Raw genomic sequence first — 23,188 nt, 5'->3', positions numbered from 1 at the left:
CGTGAGCAAGCACGTCGCATCAGCGACGTATAAAACCAGCTCAACATCTACAAGAACATGCTGCAGAACACCGCGCAGCTCCCAAACCACATATGGGGCCAGGTCGAAAGCGATCTGAAGAACCTCCAGAACGTCGTCAACCAGGGACAGGGCGTCGCCTTCTCCATGGGCAACGTCGACGATGTGCTGAAGCAGCGCTTCCAGAGCTTCGCCGACATGAAGAGCAACCTGCCTGACGGCGCGAGCTTCTCCACGACCTATCAGAACTGGTCCGACACCAATCGCGACACGATTGCCGGCACGTTGAAGGCCGCCAATCTCACGGCCGAACAGTTCTCCAGTGAGGAGAATACCATGTCCTCGCTGCGATCGATGTCGGAAACAGCCGACGGCCAGATGAAGGCATTGCAGGTCGGCCACGGGATCGCAGCGCAGCAGGTCGCCCAGATGCAGAAACTGCGCGGTCTGGTTTCCCAGCAGATGACAATGATGGGGACCTGGTACCAGTCCGAGCAGGCGCAAAAGGATCTGGCGCAAGCACGGCTTGAACAGTTCTTCAGCGGAACCGAGCGTGACATCAGGGGCGGCCAGACCATGGAGCCGCGCTGGTGAGCCCGCGTCTGTTCCTCTTTATTGCCCTCGTCGCAATCGGTTCCGCGGCCGGTGCGAGCGCAATCACCTGGATCATCGTCCAACCGCAAGCCGCGCCAGTCTCAGGGTCGGGTACGGCCGCAGCGAATTCTTCCTCCGATGAAGAACAGCGCCGACATCGCGAAGAGTTCTTTGGCGGGAATTCCGGCCGCGACATCCGCGGCGGCCAGGAGATGAAGCCTCGATGGTAGCCATTCCCTCTTCCCGCGCGCTCGAACGGGTGTTTATCGCGATGGCGGTCGTTCTTCTGGCGACCACGCCCGCGCTGGCGCAACAGGGCCAGATGCTGACCACACTCGAAAACTCCGTCGTCACCGCTGCAAAAGGCTGGGAGACGACGGTGATGAATGCCGCCCGCTCGTTGTTCTGGATCCTCGCCGGCATCGAGGTCGGGATCGCTGCCGTATGGCTGGCGATCAACGCCGCCTCGCTCGAAAGCTGGTTCGCCGAACTCGTCAAGCGCATCATGTTCATCGGCCTGTTTGCCTTCATCCTCGACAGAGGACCTGATTTCGCCAAGGCCGTGGTGGACAGCCTCTATCAGATTGGCGCCGGTGGCGGCTCGGCATCGCCCGCCAACATCTTCGATGCCGGCATTCGTGTCGCAACGAAGATGTCGGAACAGGCGAAGTTCGGTCTCTGGGAGGATAATGCACTGGCGATCGCCGCCGTCTTCGCCATGGTAGTGGTCGTCGTGTCGTTTAGCCTGGTCGCTGCGATCTTTGTGGCCGTCATGGTCGAGATGTATGTCGGCCTGCTCGCCGGCATGATCATGCTTGGGCTCGGTGGCTCCTCCCATACCAAGGACTTCGCGATCAAGTATCTGGTCTATGCCTTCTCCGTCGGTATGAAGCTGATGGCCCTGGTGATGATCGCCAAGATCGGCTCGGACATCCTTCTTGGTCTGGCAGAGGCGCCCACCGCGACATCGGAACAGTTCATCACGACGCTGGCGATTGCCGGTATCTCCGTCGTCGTCTTCGTCATCGCCATGTATGTGCCGCCCATTTTACAGGGCGTGGTCCAGGGCGCATCGGTCGGCGGCGGCATGGAAGCCATTCGTCATGGCGGGCAGGCCGCATCCGCTGCACTCGGCGCCGGGTTTCTAACGATCGGCGCGGCCAACAGAGGATTCGGGGCCGCCAGTGCCGCAAGGGCAGGGGGCGCGTCTCTTGCCAGTGCGGCGCTGCGCGGCATGCAGGCCGGGATCGGCGGAGCCGCTGGTGCCGTCGGCTCGGCAGCAAAGGAAAAGGCGATTGGTTCGCCCGGCGCATATGCCGGATCGATGCTCGGCCTTGCCAACGCCAAACTCGATCAACCATCCGGCCGGCCAGGCACAACGCCTCCACCACCACCGATTAACGACAGCAAGTGACGGGACGCTGAAAGAATGGCCGGACAGAATGTTCCAGATAATCCCTACATCGCCGCGCGCAACGAATGGAACGAACGTTATGGCTCGTACGTCAAAGCGGCAGCCGCGTGGCGCGTCGTCGGCATAGCCGGAATGACCATGGCGGTCGTCGGCTTTGGTTATGCGCTCTACCAGAGCACACAGGTCAAGCTGATCCCGTATATCGTCGAAGTCCACAAGCTCGGCACATCAGTCAATGCCGGCTTCCCGCAGCAGATTGAGTATGCCGATCCGCGCGTGGTGCGCGCTACCCTCGGCAGTTTCGTGTCGAACTTCCGATCCGTCACACCGGATGCGGTCGTGCAGAAGCAATATATCGACCGAACCTATGGGCTGTTGCGCACCTCCGATCCCGCGACCGAAAAGGTCAACGCGTGGTTTCGCTCGAATTCACCCTTCGAAAAGGCGAAGACCGCGACAGTGGCAATCGAGGTCAACAACATCGTCGCGTTGTCGAACCAGAGCTACCAGATCGATTGGACTGAGTTCGAGCGGGATCGCCGCGGCAAGGAGACAGCCACGCGCCGCTTCCGCGGGATCGCCACCGTGACATTGACGCCACCTCAGGACGAGGGCGTCATCCGCCTCAATCCCATCGGTCTCTATCTCCGCGACTTCGACTGGACTGCACAGCTTTGAAAGGCCTGGCTCCCAACATGAACATAAGACAATTCAGAATATGGGCCACGCTGACTGCGAGCGCCGCCATGCTGCTCATTTTCCCGGTGATGGGTTTCGCCCCCTTCCACGCAATTGCCGCCGATGGTGTCACTGCCAACGAGGCGAAAGGCATGGGCATTTCGACACAATGGCGTGGAAGCCGCGGGCTCGTGACGAAAGGCGCCGATGGAAAGGTGATTTTCCTCTATGGAGAAGTGCAGCCGTCTGTCGTTTGCTCGCCGTTGCAGGTCTGCGACATCGAGCTTCAGGGTGGCGAGGTCGTTCGCGACGTTCTGGTCGGCGACACTGTGCGCTGGAAGGTGGAACCCGCGACCTCGGGTGCATCAGGTGGGCAGGCGATCCATCTGATCGTCAAGCCATCGGAGCCGGGTCTGGTCACGTCGATGGTCGTGACGACGTCGCGGCGGACCTATCATATCCAGCTGAAATCGCATGCCACGCAGTATATGGCACGCGTCGGTTTTGAATACCCCGAGGACGTCTCGACAAAACTTGCCGACGTCAACGCAAGGCTGGAAGCCAGCACGATCCCCGGTGCCGGCGTTACGGCTGAGCAATTGACCTTTGCCTATTCCGTCTCCGGCAGTGCCGGCTGGCGGCCGACCCGGGTCTATTCGGATGGACAAAAGACCTACATCCAGTTTCCGCGGTCGATCTCCGGTCAGGATGCGCCGGTTCTCTTCGTCGTCTCCGGCGGACAGAACCGCATCGTCAACTATCGTATGAAGAACAACATGATGGTGGTCGATTACAATATCGATCGCGCTGTCCTCGTCTCAGGCGTTGGCTGGAAACAGCAGAAGGTGACAATCAGCAGGGGAGGGCGATGATGCTGAACCTCCTTCGCCGCAGCGCGAACAGCCTCGGACCCTTCCGCTGCCTGGCCATAGCCAGTGGCCTCGCCATGCTCCTTTCCGGCTGCCAGTCGATGGGCACCGACGGTCTCGCCGCTAGCGCGGCACCGCCAGAGATCTCCGGACCGGCGGCGGGCGCCATTGCGGGCGATATGGTCAGCCGTCTTGCCGAACAGATCGGACAGGGGAAGGCGACCGTTGTGCTCAAACAAGACGGTTCGGCGTTCGGGCAGGCACTTGAAGCAGCCCTGAAGGGATGGGGCTATGCCGTTGTCGCCGATCAGAAGACGGATGGCGGCGCGGCCGTCATCCCGCTCGCCTATGTCATCGTGCCCTATGACGGCCAGGTGCTGGCACGGCTCTCGACCAGTAGCGTCGAGGTTGGTCGGGCCTACACCGTGACGACAGCGGGTGCGACACCGACAAGCGCTTTGTCGCTCATGCGGCGCGGGTGAGGGGGAAACATCATGGTGCAGTCTCTCAGGCTTGGCGGTGCCGCGAACAGTGATACAACGTCCGGCATCAAGCGTGTGAACCGCGTGCCGGTCATCGTCGTGATCGTGCTGTTGGTCGTCTTTCTCGGCATTATCTTCTATGGGCTTGCCTCGCGCGGGCTTTACTTCGGCAAGGATAGTGGTCCGGACACCAGTTCGGGCAATCCGGCCTCGACCTATGCCGACCAGATCAAGAGGGGCGTCGCCGACGGCATCATCGGCGAGCCACAGCCGCAGACGACGTTCCAGCCGACCCCAGTCGAGACGAAGCAGGCCGAAGAGAAGGCGGCGAATCCGTTCACGCAGCCCGAACAGAGACAAGAGCAACGGCGCGGAGCGGAACTGGAGTCGGAAGAGGTGTGGCGAGCGCGGCTCGCCCGTGAGCAGCAGGAACAGGTTCTGCGCGAGCAGCAACGCCAGCGGATGGCCCGAATGCAAGCACGAGACTCCGCCTACGACGCGCCTCTCGCCATCGATCGCGGCAAGCTGGACGCGCGGTCGGAAAAAAATGAGAGCGCCGGAGCCCGGACGACGACAGCCGCGGCGAGCGCAAACGCCTCCGATCTTTACGCCGCAGCACTGCGTGCTGGCTTGGGTGGACCACATGTCGATCCCAACGGACAGAGCTCTAAGGAAGATTTCTTCAATGCCGACCTCAAGGATCTCGGCTACCTGCCGAACCGCGTCGTGCCGCAACAGTCCCCCTACGAACTGAAGCGAGGCTCGGTTATTCCGGCGACGTTGATAACAGGCGTCAATTCAGATCTTCCAGGGCGTATCACCGCACAGGTCAGCCAGAATGTCTATGACAGCGCAACAGGCCATCGCCTGCTGATCCCGCAAGGCACGAAACTGTTCGGTCGTTACGATAGCAAGGTGTCATTCGGCCAGAGCCGCGTGCTCGTCGTCTGGTCAGACATCATCTTCCCAAACGGCTCGACTTTGCAAATCGGCGGCATGGCCGGCACGGGTGCTGAAGGGTACGGTGGCTTCAATGACAAGGTGCACAACCACTATCTTAAAACCTTCGGCTCGGCGGTCATGATCGCCTTGATCGGGACTGGCATTGATATGGCTGTCCCGCAGAGTTCGACGTTGGCCACCCAGGATACGGCGTCGGATGCGGCGAGACGCAATTTTGCCGAGACCTTCGGGCGGGTGGCCGACCGTACGATCCAGCGGAATATGGATGTGCAGCCGACGTTGGAGATCCGACCGGGGTACAATTTCAACGTACTGGTAGATCAGGACATTGTGTTTTCCGGCCTGTATCGCTGAAGAGCCGAGATGAACATCACGTGCTCATTTTCCGAGGCGGCCGTGCCGCGTTTATAATTCTCTCATTCCGCCCAGGAGTGGCTTTGGTTTCGTGGATCAGGTCAACGCTGTCGTAAAAGTGCCACCTTGATCACTGGCGCTCCCAATTCCGCTATCTGCTGGATTCGCTTGGGTTTCGGCATCATCATAAACTAAGATTTCGAACTTGGACGGCCCGGGATGTGGCTGAGGATTGACTTTGAAAAACCACCATCGACGCAGAGGTCTTGACCAGTGATATAGCTTGAAAGCGGGCTTATCAGAAATTCAATTGCGTTGGCGATGTCTACGGGATCGCCGATTCTCCCAAGCGGAATCAGTTTCTCCCTTGCGTGCTTGATCTCAGGATCAGCGTACATCTTTGCGGACATCGGAGTGTGAGTCATCCCGGGTGAGACGACATTTGAGCGAATGCCGTCTGGAGCCCACTCCAACGCAAGGGTTTTGGCCAACATGGCCAGGGCCGCTTTGGTTGGACTATATGCACCAGACCCTGCATGTGGGACCTGTCCCGACATCGAGGATGTGAAACATGCGGCACCTCGGCTCTCCTTCAGATGCGGGTAACTGTATTTAGCCAAAATCCATGCCCCGCGAAGGTTCACCTCGAACATATTGTCCCAGTCTGCAACGGTTAGATCACAGATTTTGCCAGGGCTTGCTACTCCCGCATTGGCAACGAGAGCGTCGAGACCGCCGAATTCCGATACTGTCGACTCTACCAAGCCAGCGGCCACTTCGACGTTGCTGAGGTCACCGGACAGCGCGATAGCATCAGCTCCCAAAGCGCGAACCGAACGGGCGACGTCCTCCTGCCCCTCTGACGGTTCACGGCCACAGACGGCGATCTTCGCGCGCTCACCCCGCGACGCCGCAGCTTCGGCAATTCGGATGCAAACCGCCGCTCCAATCCCGCGACTTCCTCCACTTACTAGAACTCTCATCTGGTCTCTCCGTTTGGATGGTAGAGGCACAATATGGAATTCGATTCCAAACCGCAATGCTATTTCAACTTTCCTACTGGTCAGTCAGCCGTAGCAAGCCCTCGTATATTACCTCATCACGATAATGCGCTGCGTAGGGTTCCGGCTGCTCGGGCGGCCTATCGCCCGGCAACAGGACATTCGTGATGGACGCCAGAGACTACGAACCCAATAAACGGCTGATTGTGAGATTTCTGTTGACACGAACTCGATGCAATGAGCAAATAGAACAGCGTTCCATCCGACGCGAGATCGGTAGCGGCGGTTACGGGTTGACGAAAGAAAAAGGATATTTCCATGCGCGAAGTCCCTGACGTTCTCGACATTTCATGGCCGGAAGAGCTGGGCCCATACGACCCTCATAGCGAAAAAATCCAGGCGAACCCTTTTGAGTACTTCAAGTTCATGCGAGAGAATGCGCCGGTCCTGAAGGCGCATGTGCCTCAAGGTGATCTTTATCTTGTTGCTCGCTTTGCCGACGTTCAGAACGGACTGCGTGATTTCAAACGCTTCTCGTCTGCTGTTGTTAAGCAGGACAAGTTCCGGTTCATCACTATCATGGATGCACCGGAACATACGCGAATGCGCAAGCTTGTAGCTTCGGCGTTCACGCCAAAGGCGATCTCGGCGTTCCAGGAAAATCTGCAGGAAACCTTCGACAGATACTTTCTCCCAATATTGGCCCGTGGGGGAGGTGACATATGCAGCGAGTTTTCCGAACAAATGACGATGGGGACTATCTGTGCCTTTCTGGGTTTTCCTCTCACAGACTTCGAGAGATTGCGCGATCTTGCAGTGAAGTCAGTCTTCTTCCAGGGAAGAGTGGCGCGACACGCTCCCGGCTGCGACGGTGACGAAAAAGGATTTCTCGAGCTGATCGAGTTCTTGCGAGGGAAGCTGGAAGAAGCCAGAAGAAACCAGAACGGGACGATTGTTGCGGCCTTCGCGGATCAAATCGAGCAGGGCCTCATCAGCGAGGAAGATACCTTGCATTTCCTTGTCTTCATGTTTCTCGCCGGGTTCGATACAACCGCCATCTTGATTTCAAACGGTTTTCTAACGTTGGCGGAGCAACCGCACCTTCTCGAGAGGTTACGCGGGAATCCGGAGGATGTCGGCCGTTTCGTGGAAGAACTAGCCCGTCACCGGTCTGCACCGCAGATGCTTGCCAGGATCACAACAGAGGACGTTGAGGTGGCGGGCTTCCGCATCCCGGCAAATTCCCAGGTCAAACTGCTTTCGGGCTCGGCAAACAGGGATGACGCGAAATTCCCTGACGGGGATTCGTTCGACATGGACCGCGATCCGACTGGGCACCTCGGCTTTGGTTATGGTGTCCACACATGCTTGGGAATGTGGCTGGCCCGGTCAGAGGCGCGTATCGTGTACACCTCCGTAGCGAACCTCGTTTCCAAAGTCGAAGTGGCGAGGGAGATCCCAATCGTTCCCTACACCGGCGGCACGTTCCAGTTCACCGGCCTATCGTCAATGCACGTCAGGATGACACCGTTCGGCCAAAGCGTAGCCGCTTAAGAACCGGGTCGGCGCGAAAACCAGACTGCCGTCCCCAAATCGCGGGTTGTTTAAAAGTCATCCCGCATCGGTTGAAAGAGCTGACGATTAGTGGCGTGCTCTTTCAGCCGGACCATCTTAACGCCCTCTCGGGTCTCTCTGTGGATGTATCAGTCGCTGATAAGGAAGGTCGGAAGCCCGATGTCTATTCCCTTAGATTCCATAAACGTCCTGGTCCCGCCCTATTCTCACGAGCTCAACTGGCCAAAAAGCATTACGCCCTATCAGCTGATCGATGCAGACGGAGCGCAGGGAGAGCCATACGCACATTATGCATGGCTACGGGAAAATGCGCCCGTGATGCGCGTTGCCCATGGAGATCTGGATGTCTGGATCGTGACCCGTTACGATGATGTTCGGGCTGCACTGCGCAGGCCGAAATTATTTCAGTCCCAGGTCACGGATAATCGGGAGCTCGCATTCATCACCGCGATGGATGATCCAGATCATGCGCGCTTGCGACAAGTAGTCGCCTCTGCATTTACGCCCAAAGTCATCGCGTCCGTAGAAAGCCAAGTTCGACAGACCGCCTCGAAGCTGCTCGACGACATGATCGCTGTTGGTGGCGGAGAAGTGGTAGGTTCTCTGGCGCGTCCGCTGACAATGACCACAATCAGCAAACTTGTCGGCTTGCCCGTTTATGACCTTGATCAGGTGAACCACTGGTGTGAGCAAACCTTCGTGTACTTTGCTCGGTTGGCCAGAAACGCGCCCGGCAGCGAGAACGACGAAAAAGATGCACAGGAGTTTTTCCATTATGTGAACGGACACTTGCGCCGCTTACACAAGGAGGGAAGTCAATCGGTCGGCGGGTCGCTCGCGAGAGCATGGCTAGATGACGGCATTATTTCGGAGAAGGAGGCGACAGAACTCTGCGCCTTCGTATTCATCGCCGGCTTTGAGACAAGCACGCGCTTGATAGCAGGCAGTCTTCTGGAGCTACACTATAACCCAATTCTCCTTGAGAGGCTTCGAGTAGACCCGGAGGCGCCGCGCCGCTTCGTGGAAGAACTCGTTCGAATGCGGGGGCCAACGCATCGCTCCGTAAGACGAACCGCGTCGGAAGTCGAAATAGGTGGGTATCTTGCCCCTCGCCATACCTTGGTCCGGCTTATGATCGCATCCGCAAATCGCGATGACGCTGTCTGGCCCGACGGGGACAAGTTCAACATCGACCGTGATCCGACGCATCATTTTGGCTTCGGCTACGGTATCCATGGGTGTCTTGGGGCACCGCTTGCACGTATTGAAATGCGTATTCTGGCAGAGCTATTTGGACGGAAGCTCAAGCGAGTGACCTTCGACCCGCATCGCGACCTCGTGTTTCTCAAAGGGAACAGCATGATCAACGGGCCGGAGACACTCCGCATCGACATCCAACCACTAGATGGAGCTGCCTCATGCCCATTTCACCGGTAGTCATCATTGGGGCCGGACATGCAGGTGTCCGGCTTGCTGTAGCTCTGAAATCTGCATCCCCCGCACCCAGCGTTGTTCTCCTTGATCAGGATCAAGCCTTTCCCTACGAGCGGCCGCCTCTATCGAAGGAAATTCTCAAAGACGGTCCGGATGCCATTGTCAAACTCTATAAGGACGAGTTTTACGCCGAGCACGGAATAGATCTCATGCGCGGACGCATGGCGACGGCTATAAATCGTGGTTTGCGGACTGTTGAACTCGCAGATGGATCACAGATACCATACAGCCGGGTGATTGTTGCGACCGGCGCACGAGCACGCAAAATACCCGTGCCTGGCGGATCCCTGAACGGTGTTCACATGCTGCGGACACTGGCCGACGCACAAGATATACATCGTGCTATCGGTCGGTGCAGGAGCATCGTCGTGATCGGGGGAGGCTACATCGGCCTCGAAGTCGCGGCGGCTGCAGCTGAGGCCGGGCAGGACGTGACGATTATTGAAGCGCAGGATCGCCTGATGAAGCGTGTGACGGGTGAGCACGTTTCCCGCTATTTCGAACACCTGCACCGGATGCATAACGTCAAAATTCTCTTGCAGACAGGTGTCAGTGAGCTGCAGGGCGTAGATCGCGTCGGGCGGGTGATCGCACAGGATGGCTCGGTACATCCGGCTGACATGGTGGTTGTTGGGATAGGTGTGCAGCCTAACGATGAAATCGCTAGGGCGAGTGGGTTGGCCTGTCAGGACGGCATTCTGGTGAACGCCCAGTTTCGGACTGAAGATCCGGATGTGTACGCGATCGGCGACGTTGCGCGTTCACCAAATGAGAATGGGACGGGGTCCGTCAGGCTGGAAAGCGTGCAGAACGCGAGCGCTCAGGCACTCGCTGTCGCCGATGATATTCTGGGAATCCAGTCGGTCAAGCACGAGGTGCCGTGGTTCTGGACAACCCAATATGGGGTGCGCTTGCAAACCGCGGGGCTCTTGCACGGCCATGACCACGTGGTCGTCCGCGGCAACATAGAGTCCGGCCGCTTCGCTGTCCTCTATCTGAAAGAAAAACGCCTTGTCGCGATCGACAACGTCGGGACGCTCAAAGACTTCATGATCGGCAAGAAGCTCATCGCGTCTCGCGCCATCCTGGACATCGAAAAGGCTGGGGACCCCGCCGTCAAGCTGACTGAAACGGTCACAGCTTTCGAAGAAACCCACGGACCTCGTTAAGGGAGATCAATCAAATGAACGCCATTCAATCGCACGCCACACACAGCGGAAGACAGTCCGGCAACATCAAGGTCAAGGATCGAGAAGGTGCCTACCACGATGTCGAATGGCAGAAGGGCCAGTCTTTGATGGAAGCGCTGAGGGATCATGGCTTACCCGTCCTGGCCTCATGCGGAGGCGTGGCCGCATGCGCAACCTGTCATGTCCACCTCGACCCGGAGATTATCGCGAAACTCGGTGAAAAAAGCGAGGACGAAAGAGAACTTCTTGAGGGAAGCGAAGCTTTCGATCCGGGTAGATCACGGTTGTCCTGTCAGGTGTTCGACCTGTCGCTGCTCGATGAAACAGAAGTTGAGCTGGCACCCGAAGACAGCTAGTCGAATTAGCTGGGCGAGCGCGCTTCCAGCTTCCCAAAGCCCTAGCTCAAAGCGGCGCATCGTCCCTGTGTGAAGGTCAAGTCCAGATAGGTCTTGGTGGCATGTCCCTTTGGGACTGCGCGCATGCGAGAGAGGAAAGTCATCGAAACCTGAGGGTAATTCCACAAAAGGCGGATGTGCTCACGAGGGCATCGAAGGAAATTATGAGAATGCGGGTATCCCACCATTTGCCTTGACTGCTTCAACGTCAGGTCATAGACGCCGGTTCGGTGGTCTTGGTGCAGAAACCAGCCATAGATCACTGTTGACATTAAAGATCGAGGGACATGATTAGCATGTCTCACCCCGACTCGAGGATCTCATGCCACTTGGTGATTTTGTCGATCGCGTCATGGAAATAATAGAGCTGATCGCTGACAAGCCTGCAGGGATGAAGGTAAGCGAGATCGCCCAGCAACTCGATATCCCGAAAAGCGCTGCCCATCGGATGCTCAACACTTTGAGCCAACGAGGGTTTGTTGTCCAGGATGAGATGAGCCAGCGATACTGCATGACCGTCAAGCTCGCTGCAGTCGGCCTTCGGTTTCTAAGTGCGTCCGGAACGTCAGACATTTGTCAGCCATCCCTTGATCGGCTCGCTCGACATACTGGAGAACTTGTCCGTCTTGCGGTCGTGCATGGTAACGGATTGCTTTGGATCGCAAAGGCGCAAGGGTCTTCCTCTCCGCTTCGATATGACCCCTACCTTGGAAATCCGGTAGATCTTCACTCGACTTCGGTAGGTAAGGCCTGGCTGGTCACTTTGGATGAAGAGGTGGCCGTAGCGCTCGTCAAGTCCAAAGGCTTTAAAACCACGGTAGGTAGCGGCAGGCCGATAGCACACGACGAGGCTAGCCTTCGAGCCGAGCTCGAGGTCACCCGCAAGCGCGGCTACGGTGTGTCGATAGAGGAGGGCGAACTCGGCACAAGTGCGATGGCCCAGGCAATCATTGTAGGGCGGGATCTCGTCGCCGTGGGGGTTATAAGCATCGCGGGGCCGGCAGCTCGGCTAACGCGAGAGCGGATGGCAGAATTCGCCCCCGTTCTTGACACGATCGCCCTTGAGATTGCCGACCTTTGGCCGGCGCGGGAGATCGTTAATCTCGTCAACGGCAATCATCGTGAAAATGTCGCAACCCGCTGAGCCTGTCTGTCATTGGTGCAGCCGCAGCCGAGGAGCAGACATTCTAACTGCACGCGTGTTCCTGCCCGGCGCGGGCAGTGGCCGCTTGTGTGCCCGCATGTCCTCTTGGGAAATTATGGCTCTGCAACGTCTCCGTCCTGAAACTTAGGTTCGCTGACAGCCAGGTCAGAAAGTGAAGCTAGCTCTGAGATCTGGGCCTTCCTGGAATATGGCTGAGGATTGACTTGGAGAAGCCTCCATCCACACAGAGATCCTGGCCAGTCACAAACGCCGCATTCGGCCCCATTAAAAACTCGATGGCGTTGGCAATATCCTCGGGCTCTCCGATCCTGGAGAGCGGGATGAGGTCTTCTCTTGCTTTTTTTAATGTCGGATCGGCATACATTTTTTCAGTCATGGGAGTGCGCGTCATGCCGGGCGATACGACGTTGACCCGTATGCCGTCCGGTGCCCACTCCAGTGCCAGCGTCTGCGCTAACATGGTCAACCCTGCCTTGGCGGGACTGTAAGCGCCGGATCCAGCGTGAGGCAGTTGGCCTGACATCGAAGAGACGAAACATACGGCACCACGGTTCTGCTTCAGATAAGGATAGCAGCTTCTCGCAAGCAACCAGGGACCCCGAAGGTTAACGGCAAGCATATGATCCCAATCGGCAACCGACAATTCGGATAGGGCCCCGGGGCTTGCTATTCCAGAATTGGCTACCAGTCCGTCGAGACCGCCGAATTCTGCCACCGCAGCCGCCACAAGCGCCGCTGGCACCTCAGGGTCACCCAGGTCTCCCGACAAAGGGATCGCTTGTCCGCCTATCGCGCGCACGGCTTGAGCAACATCCTCTTGTTGCTGGGACAACCCATGACCGCATATCGCAATCTGAGCACGCTCTCCTCTTGAAGCCGCTGCTTCTGCAATCCGGATACACACCGCCGCGCCAATTCCGCGACTTCCTCCGCTGACCAAGACCCTCATATAAGTAACTCCTGCTAGTTCGAATTCGCCGGTAGCCAAGATCAGCGCCGCCGCGGCTCATCGTCGCGATGGATGCTATCCATTAGGATTTGAGCAAGCGGCAGCCTAGCTCCGGGCGTGTTGATGATAACCGGGGCTGCGAATGAGGCCGCAAGGTTCATGCCTTGATGTTCCAGCCCTTTTTCTTCAGTTCCTCCACTCCGTCGTTGACTTCCTGAAGGGGTCTTTCTTCGCGAATGATCTCAAGAACAACATCATCGACACTAAACACAGAGGCGACGGCGCGCCCTAGACCTTCGAAATCGACTATCCCCGTGCCTATAGGATCATGTCCCCACACGTCCGTACCCGTGTCAGAAATATGCACAAGACCAATGTGTGAGTGATGCGACATAAGACTGGCAACTGGATCTTCGCCTATGTAAGCGGCGTTCGCGACGTCATAGACAATGCTCAGATTTTTATCGCCGATCTCTTCTACGAGATCGACCAACTCTCCGATCGTCGGTCTAAAGCAATATGGGGTGTTTTCCATGAGCAACCGCACGCCCGCTTGCTTTGCGACCGGCAGAAGCACGTCGAGACTTTCGGAAAACCAGCCAAGGGCCTGAGGGATCGTTGGGGAGATCATTGGACGCCGCGTCCCTGGAGAGATCACAACGTCGGCAACACCCCAATCGACTGCAAGTTGAAGGACATCCTTTATATGGTCTGTGCTTTTGCGCCTCATATTGGCCGCGGGGCTGGCGAGATTGATATCGTATCCACCAGCATTTAGCGACCGGACACTCGCCCCGTGATCCTGAAGTCGCTTTCTCGCATCCGAACGCGAACTTGCCGACATTTCGTCCGGCCAGCAGTGCGGGGAGCTCACGGGAACTTCGAAGACCTTGAAGCCATGCCGGGCAAGTTCTGATATTGCCTCGATTGCAGTGCACTTCCAAAGATATGAAAAAGTATTGATGATCATCGGTCCCTCCAGGCCGCGTTAAACGCGACGTCCAATTTTTCACAAACATTCGTAGAATTTCTTCGCGCGGTCACCACGACTGTCAAAGATGCGGGTTCCGGCAGATACGGTTGCGATCACCCGGGCCAGCGAAGCCTGTTGAGATAGTATGCGCTTTCCAGAAGTGCTCTGTCAGGTTCGGCTGAAACGACCTCAAAAATCGAGGGTCCGGAATAACCTATGCGCCTCAAGGCGTCGGCGACGGGCTCGAACGACACTTCACCGCCTCCGACTGGATCGTGACGAAAATCGCTCAGCGGCGTATCCGCGAGGTAGATCGCTGAGAGGTGCTCCTTGATCAGAGAAATCGCCTCTACTGCCGGGTCGCGTCCAAAGGCCGCGTTTGCAACGTCATAACCCAGCCCGATATTCGCCCATCCGTAACGGTCGAAAAAGGCCAACAGGTCGGCTCCCTTGTATAGCCATGACAGTGGGTGGTTCTTAACGATCAGCTTCACTTGCAGTTCTGCTGCGCGTGGCACCAAGGTATCGAGAGAGTATTTGAAACCTTCGGTAAGTTTTTCGATACTCGTCGGGAAAACCGGATTTGACTTTCCTGGGTTGACGACGACCCCGAATGCGCCCCAGTCAGCCGCCAGTTCCAGCGCAGACGCAACAACGGCGCAAGAATAGTCGCGGCATTCGGGCGTAACGGCTGCAAGATTGAGATCGAGATTTGGCTGGTTAAGGGTTTCGATGCGAATTTTTCGCTCTTCCAGAAGCCTTCCGATCGCCTTGCGTTCCCCTGCTGTAGAGGTGCTGGGCCAGAAATGGCTCGGCATAAGCATCATCTCAAAGCTGGAAAACCCCAAATCAGAAAGATGATTTAAGCAATCCAGAGCGGTGTAACGGCTCGTGTAGGAATAGGTGTTGACCGTATAAGGAGCGTTCGGCTGCGTCATGTTGGATTCCTCAGGGCATGTTGGGTCGGCCTACGACAAGGCGAAGTGCATGTCGTCGTCGTTGCCTAGTTGAACTGATACATCGCCCGGCCCGGCAACTTCGATTGCACCGCAGAGGCTACCCGTCGTGATGATCGAGCCTGCTCTCAGCGCCGTTGAAGGCCTTGAGTGATTGTTGGCGTAATCCCAGAGCCAGGTGAGTGGGTCTTTGGTTGGGTGTTGTCCGGCCGCGTCGAAGGCGATTTGGCCGTTGAGCCAAAGCTTCAAAGAGGTGCTCGAGCCGGGCTGGAGGACTGCTAGAGGTAGGGCTGGCCCCCGCACATACCCCAGGTTTCCCAGGCGATCTGCCATGAAGGCGGGGAAAGAGATGCTACCGCCTTCCGAGATGCCGCTCCAAACCAGTTCAGCGCCCAGGTAAGCGTTGGAAATCGCGGCCTCGATGTCGGCTCTTTCATAGGAAGTGTCCTTGCGAACAGGCAAATCCTGGCTGAGCTCAACAGCGATTTCTACCTCGATTTTCATACCCCTCCGCCACGAAAGCACCGCACGTGGAAGATTATCCAGATAGGGATGAAGCGGAGCGGCGACGGGGTCGCCGCTGGGCGATTTTGCCACTTTCCAGGCGTGGAGGTCTGCTCCTTCGAGCTTCGACAACTGGCTCTGTACTACGATGGCATCTTCAAGCGTTGAGGGTACTGATACAAGCTGGGCGGTTGGTATCTGGCTTCCGTCACAGCGGAGGCTGTATAGCTGTTGAGCCGATGCATTGATCTCGGGAGTAGCTGGCATAGAGGTCATGTCTCTCTTGGTCATTTCGACGGCGGCTGATGAAGGCATCCGATCGTTCGATGGCCAGTGCCTTGAACGAAGGCGTGCCCGGCGACACATGCTGCTGAGAGCAAGATGCGCCGGGCACTACCCTTAGGACGCCTGCTTGATCCGCTCGCGAAAACTCTGCGTTCCCTGCTGGATATGGTCCAGAAGATCCATGACTGCCCAGTGCCGCTCGGCAATGTCATAATCCGTGACGCGAGAATGAATGCTGTCAAATGTGCCGAGCCGCTTGTGCCAGACTTTTGCAAGACCCGGATATCCCATCGGTTCAGCCATCGCTGCGAGCGCAAGAAAGATTTCGAGTTCGCGGCGCAGATCGCTATCTTCAGACGCGTGTTTGTAAAGCCAGGCGTAGAGGTCGGGATGGATGTTGGTGAAAACACCAGAGAACCCCTTCGAGCCCGCGCGAATAGCGGCGGCGGCAATGGCCGCATTGGCGTTAACAATGGCAAAGCCGGAATCGCCGGAGAGCGCGACGCGTCGCTTGACGGTTTCGAGATCGCAGGAAACGTCTTTCAGTGTTACGAAGCGGCCGGTGTCGCGGCACAGCTTGAACTCGTCATCGCTCAGAAGACGGCGATAAGGAGCCGGGCATTCGTATAGACCGAGGGCCAAATCGCTCGGGAGCCAGCTCAAGATGGCGTCGAGGCTTGAGCGAAATGCTTCCGTCCCCTCATTCTTTGTGTCGAGCCTGTTGCTGACCAGGACAAGCGCATCGATGCCTGTATCGGCCATCGCCACCAGTTCGGCGCGCTGGTCATCGCGGCCGTCGCTGATGTGTCCCGACGAGATCACCCGCACGCGTCCGGCAGCCAACGAGACGACGTTTTTCGAAAGTTCGACCCGCTCTTCCAGCGATAGCTTCTGCATCTCGCTCGATTGGCAAACGGCAAAGAGGGTGTCGGCGCCATTGGCGATATACCATTCGACAAGTCGCTCCAGACCCTCCCAATCGATCCGATTATCCGGCGTGAACGGGGTAAGCATAACCGGGACGATACCCTGGGCTTGGATTTTCATGATATACTCTTTCTCTGTTTCCCTGGTTGTCAAAGTGCCGTTCCTGCCGGCAAACCTGCGGCAAACCCCGCCATCAGGCGGATCTGCGCAAGCAGCATGTCATTGCCGTCAGACACCGTTGCGCCGGCCGCCTTGGCGGCGCGTAATAGTGCGGTTTCCTCACTTAAGCTGGCGATATCAGCGACGAGCATCTCGGGCCGGATCGCGGAAGCCGGCATAGGGAATTTGCTGTCACCCTTGACGCCGATCGGCGATGCATTGACGACGATATCGTAGTCCCACCCTGCCGACCCATCGACCGCAACCGCGCATTCTTCACCACGCAAAGTGTTGACCATACCCGCAGTGAAGACGACAGATTCAGCTGACAGATCCATCAGCTCGATCTTGGCAACACCTTCCTCAGCGAGGGCAAACGCGATCGCGCGGCCAGCTCCACCTGCTCCGATAATCAGCACACGAGCGCCGAGCAGTCGCGATTTCGCCTCTCCAAGACCTTCAATAAAGCCTACACCATCAAAAAGCGCGCCGTGCATCTGTCCGTCCTCTCCTCGCTGCACGCAGTTGACGGCTCCCACGGCCTTCGCAGTTGGCGTAAGCGTTGAACACCTCTTGGCCGCTGCGACCTTATGAGGGATCGTCGTGCTGATACCGCAGAGATTGGGTATGGCAGAAAATATCTCCCACGCCGCCGCGAAACGTTCAGCGGTTATCAGGAATGGCACTGCGTAGATGTTGACCCCGGCGGCCGCGAAGATCGGGTTTATCAGTCGCGGCGTTTGAACCTGATGTATCGGGTCGCCGAAGACAGCATAGACACGCGAGTTGCCGTCGAGGTTGGGAATATTCACTCGCATGATTTAATCCACGCTGAACAGGTTCCGGCAGCGATCGATGGCGATATCCATCACCTGCGCCGGGTCGCGAGACCACCAGTCGGTCGAGAAGATTTCCACCTCGACCGCTCCATCGTATCCGGCTCGTTTCATCATCGAGTGGATGCCGCGCAGGTCGATGATCCCGTCGCCCATCATGCCCCGATCTGTCAGGACATGCCGGGTTGGGATGAGCCAGTCATTGACGTGAAACCCGAAGAGCCGGCCGGCTTCGCCTGCACGGGCGATTTCGACTGGCAGTCGCTCATCCCACCAGCAGTGATAGACGTCGACGACTACTCCGATGCCCGGTCCCAGCGCGTCGCAGATAGAATTTGAGTGGGAGAGGCTTGAGATGACGCTGCGGTCGCCCGCGACCATGGGATGGAGTGGCTCAATGGCCAGCTTCACGCCGATCTTGCGTGCGCTGTCGAGGACCTTGCCAACTGTATCTTCAATTCTTCGTCTTGCTGACGCCAAATCCTTTTCATTGTCTCGCAAGCCACCCGTGAATAGGAAGACGTGGTCAGCCTCGAACTTCGCCGCGCGCTCGAGTTCCGCCTCTGCCAGGTCGGATTGATAATCATTTAACGGCCCAACACGATTGTATCCCGAGACCCTCATTCCAAAATCTTGCAAGACAGAAAGAGCGTCGTTTTCGCCAACCTTGGCGATCTCGTCTCCCCATATGGAAACGGCTTTGAGCCCTCGCTCCGAGCAGAGACGAAGATAGGTCAACATATCTGCTCTCTCCCGCACTGTGGCGTGGTTGAAGACAATGTTCGTCATCGGCCCCTCTTGGTTTGAAAATGATGGTTGTGACCATGCTAGGTCGCGGGAACGGCGTCAGGGCGCGTGGTCGATTGGCAGACAGACGGCTTATCTGCCACCAAAGCCCGATCGCATTCGGCGTTTCGTCAGGCAGCCTTCCCCAGATAACGACGAACCTCTGGCGCTAGCCACGGAGAAACATAACCACGGTCGGCTTCTTCGATGAGCGATCCTGGCGGAACAAGCGCATCAATCTGGTCGAGCGTTGCGGACTGAAGGACTGTCTCAAATCCCGCTTCCATGCTCTTGAACTGCTCGAGCGTGCGGGGGCCAAGGATCACAGATGTCACAGCGGCGTGCGCCAGTGGGAACGCTTGAGCCATGTGCATCAGAGACACGCCGGCCTCTGTCGCAATGCTCTCAAGTTTTGGAAGCAGTTCCAGTTTGCGCCGGTTCCCCTCCCGCTGCATATCGAAGCGAGTTTGTAGGATTGGGTAATGCTGTCCCCACTGTCCCTGGACTCGCTCGGCTCTGGATCCCGCTGGTACCGAGACGTCGGCCTTGTACTTTCCGGTCAACCAGCCGCCATTCATCGGGCTCCAGGCGGTGAACCCCATGCCGTAGTGTTGAACGGCGGGGAGGGTCTCTCTCTCCACGGCTCGTTGAAAAATCGAGTAGGGCGAGCTTTCGTTGATAAACCGCGCTGTCTTGTTTAAACGACTTACGGACTGCGTCTCTGCAAGATACCAGCTGGGCATCGTCGAACAGCCGATATAGCGAACCTTGCCCTGGGCCACGAGATCGTTGAGAGCACCGAGTGTTTCTTCAAGATCGGTCTGAAGGTCGGGCCGGTGCATCTGGTAAAGATCGATATGATCGGTGTTCAACCTCCGCAGGCTGTTCTCGACCTGTTTCATGATCCAGTAGCGTGACGCGCCTTGTTCGTTGCGTCCTTCACCAGCCGTCAAACGAAACTTGGTCGCAAGCACCACTTTGTCTCGACGACCGGCAATCGCTTTGCCGACGATCTCTTCGGATTCACCATGGGAATAAGTGTCAGCCGTGTCGATAAAGTTGATGCCTCGATCGAGCGCGCTGTGCAAAATCTGGATGCATTCCTTCTCGTCAGTATTTCCATCAGCTCCGTAGCTCATCGTGCCCAGCATGTACTCGCTGACCTGAACTCCGGTTCTTCCAAGATATCGATATCTCATGGCGGATGCCTTTCATCAGTCTGAATGTAATTTCCCTGGACCAGGGTTTGCGCACGACATGTGAGAGCGTATGGCACAGCAGTACCAATCGGCATTTCAGCCGCCGTTGAGCGAGACTGAGGCCGCCCAAAACACAAAAATCAGCATCGAGGTTCCGACGGCGACCGTGGATTGCGTTGTCGGTTGGGAGCTGGATGGCGGTGACCCGCCATCCACTCTCGTTTCAAGGAGGCTAGCTACTGCGCCTTTGCGAGTGCTGCGTCATATCGTTTGATCAGTTCGTCGTAAGCATCTGCCGGCGATCCGTCCTTCAGGACCATTCTTTGGAAAGCTTCGCCCAGGATGGTGTGATAGTTTGTGATGATGGGGGTGTAAGTCATAGTCTGACCGCGCTGGATGACCAGTTCAGACCATTTCTTCTGGTCTTTACCGGCTTCACTTTGAAAGTATGGCGCGCTGTACGCTGACTTACGCGATACGACTTCCCCACCCTCGGCTGCAAGAGCCTGTGCCTCCGGGGACACCATGTATTTTACGAAGGTCCAGGCAGCTTCTTGATCGGCGGATTTCTTGTTGATCCCAATATTATAGCTGTAGACCGTCTGTTTATCGTTTGCCGAATAAGCAGGCGCCGGAGCCCAGGCAAGATCATCACCACCGAGTTGGCTCTGAACCGTCTTGTAGCGGTAGAGTCCGAACACGGCTGACGCTGCACCACCGGACCGCAGCGCGTCATGTAATTCATTGAAGCCCATCTGTGCGCTGCGTAGTGGCGTCACTTTACACGTCGTGTAAAAGCCTTTGATCGTCTCTGCCGCCTTGATGAACGACTCCTTTGAGAACGCGATCTTGCCTTCAGAGGTGAAGTATTGACCACCCTGTTCAGGCAGCATCGTGCTCAAGAGAAATTCTCCAAGAGCCTGAGCGCCACCAAGGCCGCCGGTGGCTCCCAGTGGAACGGCAAATGGGATGACGTCCGATTGCCCGAACTTGGCGCCCATCGCACAGACTTCATCCCATGTCGTCGGCGGCTTGACGCCGGCTTTCTCAAACATGCTCTTGCGATAGAAGAGGATCGGAATACGAAAATCTTGAGGGATTACGAACAGCTTTCCCCCCAGTCGTGCGTTCGAAAGGGGTAGGAGAAAGTCGTCCTCGGGAATGCCATCCTTCTTCACCAAATCGTCGAGTTGAAGAAGATTTCCAGTGGCGGCAAATTCTGCGACGCCCTGTCCGGTTACGCGGATCACGTCAGGTGTCTGGCTGCCCGACTTGATCGCACGGGATGCAGTGGCTCCGGTTGAATCGACAAGCACCTCGATCTTGATGTCAGGGTTCTTCGACTGAAACGCGTCAATCATTTTGGTCTGGGCAGCCGAACGTGGGTCTTTCGAATTGTTCGGATCCAGGTACGTCTGGTAGACGATCTTCGTGCTTTCGGCGAAGGCTTGTGGTGTAACGAAAGCAAAGATGGCGGTCCCGATCGCCAGCGCTGCGGATGATTTTATGAGTTTCCGTTTTAAAATGGTATGCATACGTCTTCCTCCCAGGTTGAACATGGTGTGTGGATGTTTCTGTAGGTCATCAGCCTTTTACAGCGCCGGCCGTCAGGCCCGAGATGAACCACTTTTGGACGAAGCCAAACATGAAGATCACCGGTGATGATGCGACCATCACGAAGGCCAACATGTAAGACCAGGAAATACCGACAGCGTCGAAGACCTGGTTGACGAGGGCGACCTGCAAGGTCCGTTTTGCGACCTCGGGCGCAAAGACCGCCACCGTGATATAGTCGTTCCAGGTGGTCACGATACCTATTGTCGCGACAGCTGCGAGGCCAGGACGAATGAGCGGTAAGATCAGCTCCCAAATGATTTGGAAACGAGACGCGCCATCGATCATAGCGGAGTCTTCGATCTCGACTGGAACGGCTTCAACAAAGTTGGCGATGAACCAGACCGTTTGCGGGATAATTCGCGCTGAAAGGATGATCGTCACCACGATTCCGCTGTTCAGCAACCCAACCTTTTCCAGCAGATAGTAGGTGGGAACCAGCAACGCCACGCCCGGCACCATAGAGGTCCCGAGAATAACGAGCATCAACGTCCGTTTGCCTTTGAAAGAAAAGCGGGCTGCGGCGTATCCTCCTGGAATTCCAACGAGGAGAGCTATGATCACGGCGCCAACGGAGTAGGCAACGGAGTTCCAAAGGTCGTTGAGGAAAGAAGGATCCTGGAAGACCTTTGTGTAATTTTCCAAGGTTGGCGCCGTCGGCCAAATAGTAGGCGGAATGACAACCGCTTCCACTTCCGTCTTAAAAGATGTCGCAAAGGCCCAAAGCACTGGCCCGAGAACGATAATCGCAACAAGCAGAGACCCCAGGATCGCGGGTATTTGACCGTTCGATCGGTTCGAGAGAGCGTTACTCATATCTGATCCTATCCGGTAGCGCGGCCGGTCAGCCGGCTGTAAAGAGCACCAAGGGCGACATTGATGATAAGGACGACAATCGAAACAACTGCAGTTGGCCCAATATTGACCGCCTGAACGGTTCCACGGAAAGCTTCGAAACTAAGTGTGGTGGTCGACCCCAGTGGTCCACCGCCAGTCATGACAATGATCAGCGTCATCAAGGTCAGGTACATGATCGAAAGCGTAAGCGCGGTGCTTCCCAAGGTGGGGAGGATCTCCGTGAGTGTGACGTAACGGAACTTCACGAACGCGCCGCCTCCATCAATCTCTACAGCTTCGTAGAGTTCCTTCGGAATGGACTGCATGGCTGCTGTCGCCATCACCATGACATAGGGAAATGACCACCAAGCCGTGACGATGATGATGAGGGGCAATGCCATGCCTGGATCCCCTAGCATCAGGCCGGGATCGATACCCAGCTTCTGGATCACGTAGGGAACCGGCCCAAACGAGGGGTTGAGGAGCCAGAGCCAGATGCTGCCAACGACAGACATGGACAGCGTCCAAGGGAAAAGAATGAACACCCGCAGCGTAGAGCCAGTGACGCCCGCGCGGTTCAAAACCAGTGCCGAGGCCATGCCAAGGACTATCGCGCCGGCCAGCGACCCTCCAACGTAGGTCAGAGAAATTATCGTCGTGTCCCAGAACTCGGATGAGCGCAGCACTTCGACGTAATTTGCGAGACCGGTAAAGCCGACGAGCTCATAGTATTTCGTTTTCTGGAAGCTCAACCAGATCACAAAGATTGTCGGATAGAGCGTGACAAGAAAAAGGATCAGGATCGCGGGTGTAAACCAGAGAAAGGGAGACCAGCTAAAGCGGTTCGGGTTGTCAGTGGCGTCCACGACGTCGCTCGCCAGGTGCGCCGCGCCTTGATTGGTGCTGACTTGCAGCGGTGGTATCGACATTCGATTATTCCCCTGTGTCCGTATCAGGAAGAGTGGGAGGCG

Annotated in this window: 23 protein-coding genes and 1 pseudogene; 12 read left to right on the top strand and 12 right to left on the bottom strand. The window is 57.0% G+C overall.

The window, feature by feature from the left end; translation table 11 throughout:
* Window positions 1-33: 33 nt before the first annotated feature.
* The 7 genes and pseudogenes from trbJ to trbI form a co-directional block, all read left to right on the top strand.
* A pseudogene (gene trbJ / locus BSG19_RS23555) lies at window positions 34-612 on the top strand (P-type conjugative transfer protein TrbJ); the annotation flags it as partial.
* Entirely contained in the window at window positions 609-842 is a 234-nt protein-coding gene (gene trbK, locus BSG19_RS23550) for an entry exclusion protein TrbK (protein ID WP_092990455.1), read from the top strand. The pseudogene trbJ and the gene trbK, both read left to right, overlap by 4 nt.
* Window positions 836-2,026, top strand: coding sequence for a P-type conjugative transfer protein TrbL (gene trbL / locus BSG19_RS23545; protein ID WP_092990454.1), 1,191 nt, complete (start codon window positions 836-838; stop codon window positions 2,024-2,026). The genes trbK and trbL overlap by 7 nt, the downstream gene beginning before the upstream one ends.
* 15 nt (window positions 2,027-2,041) lie before the next feature.
* The gene (locus BSG19_RS23540; RefSeq protein ID WP_092990453.1) at window positions 2,042-2,704 is read left to right on the top strand and encodes a conjugal transfer protein TrbF; all 663 of its coding nucleotides are present in this window, start codon (window positions 2,042-2,044) and stop codon (window positions 2,702-2,704) included.
* Window positions 2,705-2,721: 17 nt separating this feature from the next.
* Entirely contained in the window at window positions 2,722-3,576 is an 855-nt protein-coding gene (trbG, locus tag BSG19_RS23535; protein WP_092990452.1) for a P-type conjugative transfer protein TrbG, read from the top strand.
* Entirely contained in the window at window positions 3,576-4,055 is a 480-nt protein-coding gene (trbH, locus tag BSG19_RS23530) for a conjugal transfer protein TrbH (protein WP_092990463.1), read from the top strand. Before trbG ends, trbH begins: the two co-directional genes overlap by 1 nt.
* 12 nt (window positions 4,056-4,067) lie before the next feature.
* On the top strand, window positions 4,068-5,372 hold the full coding sequence (gene trbI / locus BSG19_RS23525; RefSeq protein ID WP_092990451.1) for an IncP-type conjugal transfer protein TrbI: 1,305 nt from the start codon (window positions 4,068-4,070) through the stop codon (window positions 5,370-5,372).
* 191 nt (window positions 5,373-5,563) lie between these two features.
* Here trbI and BSG19_RS23520 read toward each other — a convergent pair whose 3' ends face one another.
* Entirely contained in the window at window positions 5,564-6,355 is a 792-nt protein-coding gene (locus tag BSG19_RS23520; protein WP_092990450.1) for an SDR family NAD(P)-dependent oxidoreductase, read from the bottom strand.
* 336 nt (window positions 6,356-6,691) lie between these two features.
* On the opposite strand from BSG19_RS23520, the gene BSG19_RS23515 reads away from it, so the two are divergent.
* The 5 genes from BSG19_RS23515 (at window position 6,692) to BSG19_RS23495 (ending at window position 12,171) form a co-directional block, all read left to right on the top strand.
* The gene (locus BSG19_RS23515; RefSeq protein ID WP_092990449.1) at window positions 6,692-7,927 is read left to right on the top strand and encodes a cytochrome P450; all 1,236 of its coding nucleotides are present in this window, start codon (window positions 6,692-6,694) and stop codon (window positions 7,925-7,927) included.
* Between the two features lie 180 nt (window positions 7,928-8,107).
* A complete protein-coding gene (locus tag BSG19_RS23510) occupies window positions 8,108-9,385 on the top strand; it encodes a cytochrome P450 (protein ID WP_170866090.1) in 1,278 nt (425 codons plus the stop codon).
* Window positions 9,367-10,611, top strand: a complete 1,245-nt coding sequence (locus tag BSG19_RS23505) for an NAD(P)/FAD-dependent oxidoreductase (RefSeq protein ID WP_092990447.1) — start codon at window positions 9,367-9,369, stop codon at window positions 10,609-10,611. The genes BSG19_RS23510 and BSG19_RS23505 overlap by 19 nt, the downstream gene beginning before the upstream one ends.
* A 14-nt stretch (window positions 10,612-10,625) precedes the next feature.
* Window positions 10,626-10,988 carry a 2Fe-2S iron-sulfur cluster-binding protein gene (locus BSG19_RS23500; RefSeq protein ID WP_092990446.1) on the top strand — a complete coding sequence of 121 codons (363 nt, stop codon included), beginning with the start codon at window positions 10,626-10,628 and terminating at the stop codon, window positions 10,986-10,988.
* Between the two features lie 361 nt (window positions 10,989-11,349).
* Complete coding sequence (locus tag BSG19_RS23495; RefSeq protein WP_092990445.1) at window positions 11,350-12,171, top strand: IclR family transcriptional regulator; 822 nt, start codon at window positions 11,350-11,352, stop codon at window positions 12,169-12,171.
* Between the two features lie 178 nt (window positions 12,172-12,349).
* On the opposite strand, the gene BSG19_RS23490 is transcribed toward BSG19_RS23495, so the two are convergent.
* The 11 genes from BSG19_RS23490 to BSG19_RS23440 all read right to left on the bottom strand — a co-directional run bounded on the left by BSG19_RS23490 (window position 12,350) and on the right by BSG19_RS23440 (window position 23,146).
* Window positions 12,350-13,180: an SDR family NAD(P)-dependent oxidoreductase gene (locus BSG19_RS23490; RefSeq protein ID WP_210185414.1), complete on the bottom strand. Its 831-nt coding sequence runs from the start codon at window positions 13,178-13,180 to the stop codon at window positions 12,350-12,352.
* A gap of 118 nt (window positions 13,181-13,298) precedes the next feature.
* Window positions 13,299-14,111, bottom strand: a complete 813-nt coding sequence (locus tag BSG19_RS23485; RefSeq protein ID WP_092990443.1) for a sugar phosphate isomerase/epimerase family protein — start codon at window positions 14,109-14,111, stop codon at window positions 13,299-13,301.
* Window positions 14,112-14,227: 116 nt separating this feature from the next.
* On the bottom strand, window positions 14,228-15,052 hold the full coding sequence (locus BSG19_RS23480) for a sugar phosphate isomerase/epimerase family protein (protein ID WP_092990442.1): 825 nt from the start codon (window positions 15,050-15,052) through the stop codon (window positions 14,228-14,230).
* Between the two features lie 30 nt (window positions 15,053-15,082).
* Complete coding sequence (locus tag BSG19_RS23475) at window positions 15,083-15,889, bottom strand: hypothetical protein (protein WP_092990441.1); 807 nt, start codon at window positions 15,887-15,889, stop codon at window positions 15,083-15,085.
* Window positions 15,890-15,973: 84 nt separating this feature from the next.
* Window positions 15,974-16,906: a dihydrodipicolinate synthase family protein gene (locus BSG19_RS23470; RefSeq protein ID WP_092990440.1), complete on the bottom strand. Its 933-nt coding sequence runs from the start codon at window positions 16,904-16,906 to the stop codon at window positions 15,974-15,976.
* A 29-nt stretch (window positions 16,907-16,935) separates the two neighbouring features.
* Window positions 16,936-17,763: a shikimate dehydrogenase family protein gene (locus BSG19_RS23465; protein ID WP_092990439.1), complete on the bottom strand. Its 828-nt coding sequence runs from the start codon at window positions 17,761-17,763 to the stop codon at window positions 16,936-16,938.
* A 3-nt stretch (window positions 17,764-17,766) separates the two neighbouring features.
* The gene (locus tag BSG19_RS23460) at window positions 17,767-18,570 is read right to left on the bottom strand and encodes a sugar phosphate isomerase/epimerase family protein (protein ID WP_092990438.1); all 804 of its coding nucleotides are present in this window, start codon (window positions 18,568-18,570) and stop codon (window positions 17,767-17,769) included.
* Window positions 18,571-18,698: 128 nt separating this feature from the next.
* On the bottom strand, window positions 18,699-19,718 hold the full coding sequence (locus tag BSG19_RS23455; protein WP_210185413.1) for an aldo/keto reductase: 1,020 nt from the start codon (window positions 19,716-19,718) through the stop codon (window positions 18,699-18,701).
* 284 nt (window positions 19,719-20,002) lie between these two features.
* On the bottom strand, window positions 20,003-21,301 hold the full coding sequence (locus BSG19_RS23450; protein ID WP_170866089.1) for an ABC transporter substrate-binding protein: 1,299 nt from the start codon (window positions 21,299-21,301) through the stop codon (window positions 20,003-20,005).
* A 49-nt stretch (window positions 21,302-21,350) separates the two neighbouring features.
* Window positions 21,351-22,196: a carbohydrate ABC transporter permease gene (locus BSG19_RS23445; protein ID WP_092990435.1), complete on the bottom strand. Its 846-nt coding sequence runs from the start codon at window positions 22,194-22,196 to the stop codon at window positions 21,351-21,353.
* Between the two features lie 8 nt (window positions 22,197-22,204).
* Window positions 22,205-23,146: a carbohydrate ABC transporter permease gene (locus BSG19_RS23440; protein ID WP_092990434.1), complete on the bottom strand. Its 942-nt coding sequence runs from the start codon at window positions 23,144-23,146 to the stop codon at window positions 22,205-22,207.
* Window positions 23,147-23,188 lie beyond the last annotated feature (42 nt).

The sequence above is a fragment of the Rhizobium sp. NFR03 genome, from assembly GCF_900111275.1.
GTDB lineage: Bacteria > Pseudomonadota > Alphaproteobacteria > Rhizobiales > Rhizobiaceae > Ferranicluibacter.
Note: the sequence above shows the minus strand (reverse complement) of the source record. Positions and strands in the feature narration are given on the sequence as shown.